The organism is Natronogracilivirga saccharolytica, from assembly GCF_017921895.1.
GTDB classification, from domain to species: Bacteria; Bacteroidota; Rhodothermia; order Balneolales; family Natronogracilivirgulaceae; genus Natronogracilivirga; species Natronogracilivirga saccharolytica.
In genome coordinates, this window is the sequence record NZ_JAFIDN010000002.1 from 105,157 (window position 1) to 118,417 (window position 13,261).

Here is a 13,261-nt window from a genome sequence, read left to right on the forward strand (position 1 = left end):
GGCTTTGCTTTTTTTCGGGGGCTGCTTATAACGTTCTGCCATTAATATACACCTTGTTTAAACCCGAAACCACTGCGGATTACAGGCAATTCCGGATTTTTATCTGATAAGCGTAACCGGTATCGTTTCTCTTAAGCCGCCGCCTTCAATTACGGCTATGTAGATACCACTTGCCCAGTTTGAGGCATCAATCCGGAGATCATGATACCCCGCACGAAGCAATCCGTCATGCATGCGCCCGGCGACTCTTCCGTCAAGACTGTATACCGTACAGCGAATATGGGTATCGTGGGAAAGGGCAATCCGAATTGTCGATTTGCTGTTAAACGGATTGGGTCGCGCCGGTTCAATCCGGAATTCAGATGGCTTGTCCTCATCTTCTCCGGTATAACTACCTGATACATCAGTGGCTTCAAAGCGGGCTTTAAGCGACATTTCACTTTCAAAAGTACGTATTGTTATCTCTTCACTGCCACTGTCGGCACCATCCCATCCTGCAAAACGGTATCCCTCATTCGGACGGGCAGTTATGGTCAGAGGTACATCCCGGAAATATATCCCGGTCCAGGGCCAGGGATCATCCGGAATTCCCGGCACATCTTTGTCAATATCTATGGTGTGGACAGTAATATACCCTCCGTCCGGATCATTCACGTCCAGTGTCACATTCATTTCTCCGGGTAAATTAAAGTAGGAAGCGATGTGCCTGCGCTGGGTATCGGGCCTGTTTCTTGCAAAACGCCGCATTGACTCCACCTCCTCTTCCCAGAACGCCCTGGTTTCAGGACCTCTCCAGCGGCGAATGTGCTCATCGATATGAGGATCCAGAACCGCTTTCATTTTGTCAATTTCACCGACTACGTGATCCGCGTCAAATGCCGTATTCAACAGATCCGCAAACCGGTGAATAAAATCGTGCCGGAATGCCGTGTTTCTGAGCGCTCCCCGAAGCATGGCAACTGACCATTGCGGATTGGGCCAGGAGTTGCCGCTTCCGTCTATGGCAAATGCAAGCGTATTGTGTTCTGCTTCCACTTGATAGCCCTGAACATAATCGTAATCAAGATTGAATCCGAAATCGGTATCGTATAGCAGCCAGCGCCAGCGTCCGTCATGGCCCTCCGGGGCACCATCAACCGCACCGTTGGTCCTCTTTCTCCAGAAGTCGATATTATTTCCGGGCCAGTCGGTATTCCTGAAATAAATATTCGCAATATTGTAATCCCTCAGGTTGTCGAAGTCGATCTGCTCAACGAAATTTCGCCAGATAACGGGATTGTTCACATCTTCCTGCTCCAGCCGATCACGCAGCTGCAAATATGCATTGCGGTCGCTCTCGTTGCCTTCCTTGATCCCGGCATCGCCCTCCAGCAGAACCAGATCATCCCGGTTCATATCGTACATGGTTTCAAAATAGCGGTGATCGTACCGCATCCGGATATTATGGATCCCCCAGTACTCCCCGTTGATAAAAACGATGGACGGACGGTAATACTGGGTCTCAACCGTGGTGTGTTCGACGAGTTTCTGCATCAGTGCGTCTCGGAAAAGGGTGCGCCGCCAGTCGTTGCCGGAGTTGCGCAGCAGAAACCGTTTGTATTTTTCCACAGGTGCATCCGGAATAAACGGATATTCAAACCAGGTTTCACCATAGGAGCGCCGGGCATACAAGCGCAGTGATTTCAGCGGTCGTCCGCGCGAGGTGCCTCCGTGGATTCTCACACCGGCATCCTGCGACAAGACGGGCCGGCCTCCGGTTTCGAAAAAAGAAACATGAACCGGGCGCTCCCAGTCAGCCCCCCTGTTCCAGAAATTATCATTTACATAGATACCGCTGTCAGGTGAAAAGAAATTGTCACGATCAGTAGCAAGCGAAAACACCGGAAGCTGATATCTCTCCTCCAGCTGATCTCCGACAAAAAACGTATGCGTGGCTGTTTCGATGGACTTCGAATCCGGTGCCCAGCTCACAGCCCTTACAACCGTACCCTTGAACACCTGCCCGGAAGGCTCTTCCCAGTTCTCATTGTATTGATGATCGGGAGAATATCTGTTTGTCGGAATCATCGAAATGTCATTGGGCTCCTGCGTCCTGTCATCGATTCTCACCGGTTCGTGATATTCGGTGCCGTTATCAGGGCCGGGCTTGCTTCCGTCGGTTGTATAGAAAATCCGGACTCCCTCGTACCCATCCGGAGCCTCAAGCTTTAGATCGAATGGTTCGGAATAGAATCCGCCCTCATGGGAAAAGGAAGGCGGTTCAAGCAGTAAACTAACTCCCTCCGAGGTATTGGATTCCCCCGGAGTAGGTTCTGTGAAGTAGACCCACTGGTCAGAACCATCCGGCTTTCTACCATACGAAAAATCAGTAGGCAGAAAGACGGGGGGAACAGTATCAATCAGGTTGCCGTTAAAATCGCTCAGTCTGAGCGGTTCACCTGCGCTGGCGATTCTGAAACTGGTATGAAGGGGCTTTCCGGGGGTGCTTCGGTCCTTGCCGGAGGCCCACACAATCATGAATTCACCGGGCATGATGGTTGTATCCGGGAAAACCCACCGGAAAAAATCGCCCTCCCTGTCCGTTAAACCAAACCAATTCAAATCGACTGGTTCATTGCCGGTGTTCAGAATTTCGATCCAGTCCTCATTATCTCCGTCTTCATCTGCAATATTTTCATTGTTAGACGCCAGAAACTCATTTATGACCAACGCCGCTCCGGAAGTCGTGTTACCGGAAATACGGTTTTCTGCAGATTTGGTGCTGGAATATCCGGTAATAATAATGATGAAGAACGCACAAAAGAAAAAGCAGGTGGTCCGGCAGTAACAGTATTTCCCCATATTGTTCTAAAAATAACAGGTGGCGTACAGTGAATGGAGTCAGCATAATACGGTGCTCATGAAACAAGAGTATCAAATTTCGTATATTTGCCGTTTAAACAAAACGTTTATTTATCTGCAAACGTATCATTACAACCAGTATCCGGATGCACCCCATACAAAAAGAGCTCAGGCACCGAATTTTAGTCATTGACGGCGCCATGGGTACTATGATTCAGAAGCACAATCTTTCTGAAGATGATTTTCGCGGTACCAGATTCAAAAACCACTCCTGCGACCTGAAAGGCAATAATGACCTTCTCAGTATCACCCGGCCGGATCTCATTTTTTCCATTCATGAGGAGTTCCTTGAAGCGGGAGCGGATATCATTGAAACCAATACGTTCAGTTCCAACCCGGTTTCCCAGAAAGATTACGATCTGGAAGATCTGGTCTATGAAATCAATTTTGAGTCGGCCAAACTGGCCCGCCGCGCTGCCGATAAGGCTGCAGAGAAAACTCCGGACAAACCGCGTTTTGTTGCCGGTGCGATAGGCCCAACCAACCGGACACTTTCTCTCTCTCCTGATGTCAACGATCCCGGCTACCGGGCAGTCACCTTTGATGAAATGACGGCCTGCTACGGTGCCCAGATACCCGGCCTTATGGATGGCGGGGCCGATGTGCTCCTTATTGAAACGGTATTTGATACTTTAAACTGTAAAGCTGCGCTTTTTGCCGTCCAGGAATACCGGCGGCAAACCGGCAATCCGGTCCCGGTCATGATTTCCGGAACCGTTGTGGACCAAAGCGGACGCACCCTTTCCGGCCAGACAACCGAGGCGTTCTGGATTTCCGTTTCCCACATACCGGGTCTTCTGAGCGTCGGTCTGAACTGCGCTCTCGGCTCAAAACAGATGCGACCCTTCATCCGGGAATTATCACAAATCGCCACCGTGCCGGTCACACTGTATCCCAATGCCGGACTTCCCAACGAGTTCGGTGAATATGACGAATCGGCCGGATTCATGGCGAAGCAGCTCCGGTCGTATGCCGAAGAGGGATGGGTAAATATGATCGGCGGATGCTGCGGCACCACTCCGGATCACATATCCGCCTTTGCGGATGCCGCTTTGCAGTTCAAACCACGCGAAGTGCATCAGGCCGAACCCTATCTCCGCCTGAGCGGCCTCGAGCCCCTTGTCGTGCGGCCTGAAACCAATTTCGTCAATGTCGGCGAGCGCACCAACGTGACCGGATCCAAAAAATTCGCCAGACTCATCAGGGAAGAGCAGTATGAGGAGGCCTTGTCTGTTGCACGCGAACAGATTGAAAACGGTGCCCAGATCATCGATGTCAACATGGATGAAGGCATGCTTGATTCCGAAAAAGTGATGACAACCTTTCTGAACCTGATCATGGCGGAACCGGATATTGCAAAGGTGCCGGTTATGGTGGATTCCTCAAAATGGTCCGTGATCGAGGCCGGACTCAAGTGCCTGCAGGGTAAAGCGATAGTAAACTCACTAAGCCTCAAGGAGGGCGAAGATGCATTCCTTGAACAGGCTCATAAAGTCAGGGATTATGGTGCCGCCGTCATCATAATGGCATTTGATGAAAAAGGCCAGGCAGACTCCTATGAAAGGCGAATTGAAATTTGCAAGCGCGCCTACGACCTGCTTACCGGCAAAATTAACTTCCCCCCGCAGGATATCATTTTCGACCCCAACATTCTCACGGTCGCGACAGGAATTGAGGAACATAACAACTATGCGGTTGATTTTCTCCGTGCCACTGAGTGGATCAAGAAAAACCTGCCCCATGCCAAAGTGAGCGGCGGGGTCAGCAACATTTCATTTTCATTTCGGGGAAACAATCCGGTGCGCGAAGCGATGCATGCCTCGTTTCTGTATCACGCCATCCGGGCAGGAATGGATATGGGTATTGTCAATGCCGGTCAGCTCGAAGTATACGAAGAAATTCCCAGGGAGCTGCTGGAACGCGTCGAGGATGTCCTCTTCAACCGCAGGGATGATGCCACGGAACGACTGGTTGATTTTGCAGAGACCATAAAAGAGAAAAAGGGTTCGGTTGAAAGCAAGCAGGACGAATGGCGGTCCCGGCCAGTCGGAAAAAGACTGGAACACGCGCTTCTGAAGGGAATTGTAGATTATATTGATGAGGATACCGAAGAGGCCAGAAAAGAATATGACCAGGCGCTGGATGTCATAGAAGGTCCTCTTATGGACGGAATGAACGTGGTCGGCGACCTTTTCGGCAAAGGCAAGATGTTTCTGCCCCAGGTGGTCAAAAGTGCACGGGTGATGAAAAAAGCCGTGGCATGGCTGATCCCCTATATTGAAGAGGAGAAAAAGCAGCTTCAGGATGACCGTCCAAAAGGAAAAGTTTTGCTTGCCACGGTGAAGGGTGATGTTCACGACATCGGGAAAAATATCGTTGCCGTTGTGCTGGGATGCAACAATTACGATGTCATCGATCTTGGTGTGATGGTGCCTGCGCAGAAAATTCTGGATGAAGCCTTGGAAAGTAAAGCTGATGTGATCGGACTGAGCGGACTGATTACACCTTCGCTGGATGAGATGGTCGGCATCGCCAAAGAGATGGAGGCCAGGGAGATGAAAACGCCTCTGCTCATTGGCGGCGCCACGACATCCAGAATTCACACCGCTGTTAAAATCGCCCCCCAGTACTCCGGGCCGGTTATTCATGTGCTCGACGCATCGAAAAGCGTGCCCGTTGTAAGCAACCTTCTGTCCGATTCACAGAAAGATCCTTTTGTTGAGGAGGTCCGGAATACGTATCAGAGCCTGAGAGACCGTCACAGCCAAAGAACACAGAAAAAGAACAAGGTATCCATCGAAGCAGCCAGGTATAACAAGACTCCGGTCAACTGGCGCAGCGAGGATATCACAGCGCCGAATCATACGGGTTTGATTGATGTGCCGGTACCCGCGCTGGATGAACTGCGCCGGTATATCGACTGGACCCCGTTCTTTATCACCTGGCAGCTGTCGGGAAAGTATCCCGCTATATTGGAAGACAGCACCTATGGCGAGCAGGCCCGCAAGCTATTCGATGATGCTCAGCAGATGCTGGATCAGATCACAAATGAAAACTGGCTCAAACCTGCTGTGGTATGCGGTATATTCCCTGCAAACAGCATTGGGGATGATATCGCTATTTATGAGGATGAATCGCGGTCAGAGATCCGCGCCACGCTCAGAATGCTCAGGCAGCAGACACAAAAAAGAAAGGGGCAGCCCAACCGTTGTCTGGCTGATTATATCGCACCGGAGGAGAGCGGGCTGGCCGACTACATCGGTGCGTTTGCCGTAACGGCCGGACATGGAATAGAGCTCCCGCTGAAACATTTTGAGGAACAGCACGACGACTACAGCGCCATAATGCTTAAGGCTCTTGCCGACCGTCTGGCAGAAGCAGCGGCAGAATGGCTTCATGAAAAAGTCCGGAAGGAGTACTGGGGCTATGCCCCCGGTGAGCAGCTGAGCAATGACGATCTGATTCGGGAAAATTATCGCGGAATCCGGCCGGCTCCGGGATATCCCGCCAATCCGGATCATACGGAAAAGCCGTTATTGTTCGATCTAATCGATGCCCAAAAGAAAACAGGCATCACATTGACGGAAAGCTATGCCATGAATCCCGCGGCTTCTGTCTGCGGGTGGTACTTTGCACATCCGGAGTCTGAGTATTTTTCTGTCGGAAACATCTTCAGGGATCAGGTCGCCGATTATGCGTGCAGAAAAAGCATGAGTCTGGAAGAAGCAGAAAAATGGCTGGCTCCTGTCCTTGGCTATGAACCGGAAGATTACTCCGGAAGTGATGAGGAAAACGGCGTGTCCAGCAATGTCTCCGATGCATCGGAAGTCTGACGACCGGTGGTGCTGAATTCATAAAACCGAACTGCTTCCTGCAGGCGCTTTTTCTGAACCGGCCTCCAGTCATGCGCCTGGAATAGCTCCCCGTAAGAGATCTGTATGCCCTTTTCACCTGCCAGATAAATCATATTTCGATAGGTTTCAGAAAAATGTGGGTTGACGGGCGATCTGAACACTTTGCTGATCAAAGCTTTAAAATATTCAGTCTGATTATCCTCGCCGGCAATGTGGTTTTCCCAACCGGACGGAAACGAATGGCGCCTGAACAGTTCTGAAAAAAATGCCAGAATCAGATCCGCTTCTGCTATTGATTCACGTGGTCCGAGCCTGCTCAATACACCGTCCAGAATTTCAAAATCCGGGTGTTCCATATAAAGGATCTCTGCCAGTTTTTTCCAGAAAATGCCATCTCCTCTCAAATCCCATGCATTTCTCACGCGCAGCGGCAAATCTTCAACCTGCATCGCCTTTTCCCTGATTTCAAAAGCATCGTCCTTTTTCCCGGACAGTACCCTGGCATCCGTCAGAAGCAACGATATGGCTGCATGTTCCGGCATTTCTTTTTCCTTCCGGAGGATGTCCGCTATCGATGATTCATCATCCTGGTTCCTTGTTTCAAGCTTCAGCCGGATCCATTCTGTCCACCCTCTGTTCCAGTCGGACTCATAATAGAGGGCCTTTTCAAGGTGATGCATGGCAGTAGCAGTATCTTTTTCCGACATGGAAAGTCTCCAGCCATCCCTGTGCTTGTCAAATCCGCTATACACTCTGGGACATGAAGCTTCAAATATGGATGGTATGGAAAAAATCGCCTTTGCCAGCTCCTTCTCGTCCGGATCCACGCTCACCTGTTCCAGTTTCTCGTGCCAGGCCCTTACAGCCTCATCCATTACATCCCCATAGGCAAGCTCAAGTGAAGATGCGCCATAGGCCTCCTTGAACCAATCTACAGGATACTTTTCGAGCAGCACTGCAGTAAACGAGCCGGACACGGAGTACGCAACTGATGACTGTTCCCGGTAAAAACCGGTCATCGAAAAAAGTCGATTGATCTGTTCTTTGTCAAGAAAAGCATCATTGGCCACCACCAGCTGGTCTGATGTCAGTCTTGTGGATGTCGCTGGTGCCAGTGCCACCGCCAGGCCTTCGACGAGTCCGATAATCCAGGAGGCATTCAGTGTCCGGTTGCCGAATTCGCGTGCCAGGACATGCACCAGTTCATGACGAAGCGTCTGGTCCACGCTCTCTTTCCGCATATGCAGCTGCGGTGTCCGCTGCCAAACCGGCACAAAACTGACCCCTCTCGCACCGGTATTTCGTTGCATTTGTCTTTCATTACCGTACAAATAGCTTGAAATGCGCTTGTTTGCAGGCCATAAGACGCTCAGAGTGTCTTTCAGTTCTGAGAAATGAAACTCGTGAAGCCGGGAAACAAAGGCGATCTCTTTTTTTTCAAAGTGGTTCTCTGAATAATAAAGATCGAAATGTTCACTTTGATGGTGTCCTCCCAGGGATTTCCGGATGGATGTTTCTGGCGAGACCAGATTGTTCTGCGGCATCATGGTGTAACTGATGATGAGGCTGATCAGCAGCAATCCGAAGATCCCCTTTATCACGCGGTCCGATCCTTTCAGGTGGGGTATCATCCAGAAAATGCCGATCCATGTCAGCGAAATGATCCGGAAGAGAATCAGTCGGCCGGGGAAAGTGACACTTTCATCATAAATGGCTCCGGGCCAGTATCCGAATATGTGGTTGTAAAAAAAGAGCTGCGGAAAAAGGAAAAACGGAACAACTGCTCCGAGGATCAGAAACATCAGAAACAGAGTTACGGAAACAATCCGGCCGCTAACGGGGAACAGATACCGGCCCGCCCTGCCCAGTCCGTATCCGAAAAAAATGCTGAAGGAAGGGATGAATATCCAGAATGCAAGGCCATCGGCATCAATACATCCGGTTGCGAGATCACGGATTATGAGGGGAATGGCTGCCAGGTAAACAGCCGATATTATCCACAAGACATTGCGGTCACGTGCGTTTCGGCCGGATCCAAGCCATACTGCGATAGATCCGCCCAGGACACCGCCAATAATGGCTGAATCGAGGTGGAAAGACCGTATCAGTGGAAACGCCAGCAGCAAACATCCTGCCAGAATGGAAAGCGCCGGAAGCCAGACGGTTCGTTTCCGGATGATCGTTTTTTTGAATAATTCCAATATCTTGTCGTTAGAACTGACAAAACTGTTAGTTAATCTGTATAACAGATCAAATTACGTCATAATGAAGAAATATGAAGTATAAATCCATCCGAATGGCTGCCGGAGCATCCGTTGCGCTTTTTTTGGTGTCAACTGCCCTGGTGCATCCCGCCGTTGCGTTAAAACAGAAAACAGAGTCCCTGTCTGTCCGTGCCGTCCATACAGGAAAGGCCGAAGTTGTGGATGAGCAGCACGTTTCGGTAACTTTGATTCCTGAAGTTTCAAAAATGACGGATTCAGATACTGTGATGGTTGGTGTTCATATGAAGATCAGGGAGGGCTGGCACGTTTACTGGAGAAATCCGGGTGATTCCGGACTACCTACGCGGATTTCCTGGGATGATCATCCGTTACTGGAGCCCGGAGAAATAAAATGGCCTCAACCAGCCCGCTTTGATGAGGATGGTGTCACAACCTACGGATATTCGAATCACGTAACCCTGCTGGTTCCAATGCATGTCAAAGAACGTGACCGAAGCGGCGAAACTCATTATGAACATCTGGAAGCCGATATGAACTGGTTGGTATGCAAGGATATTTGCATTTCTGAATCGGACCGAATTACACTTGAAATTGACGGCAGCGGAAATTTTTCCGGATTTGATGATGATGCCCGGAAGTACATCCGTAAGGCAGAGGAGTCACTCCCGTCATTATCAAAAGCCTGGAGCGCAAAAACACGGTTTGATGGCGCGGAATTTGTTATCACACTTTCACCGGAACAAAATGACGCCCGCTTTCCGGATACTGACGAGTTATACTTCTTCCCTTATGAGCAGGGCCGGATCGATCATTCCAGTCCTCAGGATATCTCAAGAGAAGGTGATAAGTTGAAAATCAGGATGAAGGCCTCCCGCTATCTGAGCTCAGCACCTGATACCATCCGGGGTGTCGTATCCGGAATGCAGAGCTGGGTCAGGGATGCTGATATCAAATCCATGGAAATTCAATCCGATGTCATTGAATCCTTAGATTAAATGTCTGTTCCTGCATATATTATATGTCGTATTGTTTTTTGTATGTTTCGGTTAATCTGGCAGCGGCACTCACTGACACCAACATCTTTTTTACTTACTAAAAGGAGAAAATCATGAAATTAATTGGAAGCAGCTTAACTATTCTATTGATAGCGTTTTCCTTCATTGGCACGGCAATATCCGCCGGCAGTGACACGCCTTCGGTTGGTGATACGGCACCTGATTTCACTCTGAAAGATGCCTATGGTGAAGCCCACTCACTGTCTGATTATGAAGGTGAGTACATCGTGCTGGAGTGGCTGAATCATGAGTGTCCTTTCGTCATAAAGCACTATGACTCCGGAAACATGCAGATGCTTCAGGAGTATTATGGCGATAAGGGAGTCGTCTGGTTCTCCATCATTTCATCAGCACCGGGAAAGCAGGGATACCTTGAACCTGATGAAGCTTCAGAGATCACAAAGCAAAAAGAGGCCAGTCCGAAAGGAGTACTTCTGGATCCCGACGGAGTGGTTGGCCGGGCGTATGATGCCAAGGTCACGCCCCACATGTATATTATCAATCCGGAAGGCGAACTGGTCTACATGGGAGCAATAGACGATAACCCAAGTGCAAATCCGGATGATATTGAGGGAGCCAGAAACTTTGTCAGTGAGGCTCTGGACAATCTCCTTGACGGTCAACCCGTTGAAGTTCAATCACATCAGCCATACGGCTGTACTGTAAAATACTGAAAGGGCAGCTTTAATTACGTTGTCATTACCGCTTGATGTAATACAGCACCCTGCATTTGTGCGTTTAAACATTAAATGTTTAAACATTGTTGTTGCAACATGCATTTTCTGTGGTTATATTGCCTGACAAACCAAAAAGACAACGAAGGCTAAACCGTATCAGCTTTGGAAACTCAAACAGTAAATACACGATACCGCAACGAAAGACACAGGGCAGTCGCCAATTTGCTGTTTACCTACAACAATATCGCATCGCGGCTTCAAAAGATACTGCAGCCGCACAATCTCACTCTTCAACAGTTTAATGTCCTGCGTATCCTGGAACGGTTTCATCCTGAGCCTGTCTGCAACTTTGCCATTCGGGAGCAACTGCTGGATTCACGTTCCGATATCACACGTATTGTTGACCGTCTGATAAAGGAAGATCTTGCCATCCGCAAAATATGCGGTGAGGACCGGCGGAAAGTAAGCATAACAATCACCTCAAAAGGCCTTGAATTACTTGATGAATTGAAACCACTCCATCAGGATATGGATGGTATTATGGACATGCTGGATGGCAACGAGCTGGAGGAGCTGAACAGACTCCTGGAAAAGATCCGCAGCCAACTCACTTGATTTGACCATTTCCGTACAACGTTTTTCGGAGAAAACATGAGCAACAGACTGACAGAAGAGGAAATTAAGAAGCAAGAGGACTTCAATGCGGAAATTATGCCGCATATTGATGCTACATACAATTATGCGCTGCGCCTGACGACGGATCCGAACGATGCTGAAGATCTCCTTCAGGACAGTATTGTAAAGGCATTCCGCTTTTTCAACAGTTTCCAAAAAGGCACCAATGCCCGCGCCTGGCTATATCGCATTGTCAAAAATTCCTACATCAACAACTACCGGAAGGCTTCACGTCAGCCGCCGAAGGTTGATTATGACGAAGTTGCCACTTATTACGAGACCATCCGCAGTGAACAGAGTGATACGACCGACCTCCAGGCCAGGTTTTACCGCAGTGAATATGACGATGATTTTAAAAAAGCACTGGACGAGCTTCCGGAAGATTTCAGAACCCCCCTGCTGCTTTGTGATGTAGAAGATTTCACCTACGAAGAAATTGCAAACATGCTTGATGTCCCCATTGGCACAGTGCGGTCCCGACTCCACCGCGGTCGCAGCCTGTTGAAGGAAAAAATCAAGGATATCGCAAAGAAAAGAGGGTACCTCAAGAATTAGGAAGCACTGATCTTGAATGGTGCATTCTGCTGCCACCATTTCTCCGCTTTGAGCAGCAAAGCTATGCTTTTTCCGTCAGTGATATCACCGGCGTGAACCGCATTGACAGCCTGGTAAAAAGGTACACGCACCGGCGCAAGAAATTCATCGGCATCAACGTGATTTGCCGAAAGCTCCAGGTCCCATGCCAGATAGAGATAAATCACTTCATTGGTATAACCGATACAGGGATGAAATGCTCCCAGCGAAACCCATTGCCCTGCAGAAACGCCGGACTCCTCGTGCAGCTCTCTTCTGGCAGTTACAAACGGATCTTCCCCGCTGTCAATCTTTCCGGCCGGTACCTCCAGAAAATCCTGCTTCAAAGGATAACGGTACTGCCGCACCAGCTGCACATCCCCATTTTGAAAAACTGGTAAAATGGCCGCCGCACCGGGATGATCGATCCACTCCCTGCCAGACTGTTTGCCGTCCGGCAGAAGAACCTGATCCTTGTAGACATGCAGCAACGTTCCGGAAAAAATCTTATCTGACTTGATGGTTTTCTCAAAAAGCGAATTGTCACTTTCTTTCGCGTTCATGCTTTAAATTTATATTTTAGGTTCACGGGTATGTTCGGGGTCAATTAAAGTACGACGATACACCCGATTAAGTAAAGTTTTATTAACTATGTCCTCGATGACGGGATATGCAACGAGCACAGTGAGAAATCCGGAGACAGCGTGACTGAGACCAGAAACATTGACGGGAAAATCATCCCGGTAAAAGATGAAGTTTTTACCATAGCCAACGCTATCTCACTGTCGCGGGCGCTGATCGCCATACCCATACTGTTTCTTCACCATGCCTCCGGTAAAGAAGCAAACTGGCTTATCGTGGCGATTATCGCCTATGCCTTCATTTCGGACTATCTGGACGGTTACTTTGCTCGCAAATTCAACCAGGTGACCGAGTTTGGCAAGGTCGCTGATCCTCTTGCTGACAAGATATGCGGCATCATCCTCTTTTTATACGGTGTGATCATCGATATAATCCCTGTTTTTTTTGTTGTCATTCTTCTTCTACGAGACGGGCTCATCCTGGTCGGGTCACTCATGATCAAGCGAAAAAGAGGCAAGTATGCGATGTCGGTGATGTCTGGAAAGGTGGCCGTCAATGTCCTGGCCATATACTGGATTGTAGCCTTCTTTTTTCCTGAAAGAGAAGAAACCATAGCATTTTTAATGTGGCTGAGTGTTATTTTGCTTATCTACTCTCTGGGCTCCTACGTTCATCGATATGTCATGATTCAGAAAAAAGGAGCCGAGTTTAACTGATTA

The 13,261-nt window shown here is 49.1% G+C and carries 9 protein-coding genes; 6 read left to right on the forward strand and 3 right to left on the reverse strand.

The window, feature by feature from the left end:
* Positions 1–99: 99 nt before the first annotated feature.
* A complete protein-coding gene (locus NATSA_RS02775; protein WP_210510213.1) occupies positions 100–2,841 on the reverse strand; it encodes a CotH kinase family protein in 2,742 nt (913 codons plus the stop codon).
* 146 nt (positions 2,842–2,987) lie between these two features.
* On the opposite strand from NATSA_RS02775, the gene metH reads away from it, so the two are divergent.
* The gene (gene metH / locus NATSA_RS02780) at positions 2,988–6,734 is read left to right on the forward strand and encodes a methionine synthase (protein WP_210510215.1); all 3,747 of its coding nucleotides are present in this window, start codon (positions 2,988–2,990) and stop codon (positions 6,732–6,734) included.
* On the opposite strand, the gene NATSA_RS02785 is transcribed toward metH, so the two are convergent.
* Entirely contained in the window at positions 6,671–8,956 is a 2,286-nt protein-coding gene (locus NATSA_RS02785; RefSeq protein WP_210510216.1) for a hypothetical protein, read from the reverse strand. The two genes, metH and NATSA_RS02785, sit on opposite strands and share 64 nt — an antisense overlap.
* A 74-nt stretch (positions 8,957–9,030) precedes the next feature.
* Here NATSA_RS02785 and NATSA_RS02790 point away from each other — a divergent pair, with 74 nt between their 5' ends.
* From NATSA_RS02790 to NATSA_RS02805, 4 genes are all read left to right on the forward strand, one after another.
* A complete protein-coding gene (locus NATSA_RS02790; RefSeq protein WP_210510218.1) occupies positions 9,031–9,975 on the forward strand; it encodes a protein-disulfide reductase DsbD domain-containing protein in 945 nt (314 codons plus the stop codon).
* A gap of 113 nt (positions 9,976–10,088) precedes the next feature.
* On the forward strand, positions 10,089–10,709 hold the full coding sequence (locus NATSA_RS02795) for a thioredoxin family protein (RefSeq protein WP_210510219.1): 621 nt from the start codon (positions 10,089–10,091) through the stop codon (positions 10,707–10,709).
* Positions 10,710–10,874: 165 nt separating this feature from the next.
* Positions 10,875–11,327: a MarR family winged helix-turn-helix transcriptional regulator gene (locus NATSA_RS02800; protein WP_210510220.1), complete on the forward strand. Its 453-nt coding sequence runs from the start codon at positions 10,875–10,877 to the stop codon at positions 11,325–11,327.
* 36 nt (positions 11,328–11,363) lie between these two features.
* Complete coding sequence (locus NATSA_RS02805) at positions 11,364–11,942, forward strand: sigma-70 family RNA polymerase sigma factor (protein ID WP_210510222.1); 579 nt, start codon at positions 11,364–11,366, stop codon at positions 11,940–11,942.
* Here NATSA_RS02805 and NATSA_RS02810 read toward each other — a convergent pair.
* The gene (locus NATSA_RS02810) at positions 11,939–12,523 is read right to left on the reverse strand and encodes an NUDIX domain-containing protein (protein ID WP_210510223.1); all 585 of its coding nucleotides are present in this window, start codon (positions 12,521–12,523) and stop codon (positions 11,939–11,941) included. The genes NATSA_RS02805 and NATSA_RS02810 overlap by 4 nt on opposite strands.
* Positions 12,524–12,664: 141 nt before the next feature.
* Between NATSA_RS02810 and NATSA_RS02815 the strand changes: the two genes are divergently transcribed.
* Positions 12,665–13,258 (forward strand): CDP-alcohol phosphatidyltransferase family protein, encoded by a 594-nt coding sequence (locus NATSA_RS02815; RefSeq protein ID WP_210510225.1) that lies wholly within the window; start codon positions 12,665–12,667, stop codon positions 13,256–13,258.
* Positions 13,259–13,261 lie beyond the last annotated feature (3 nt).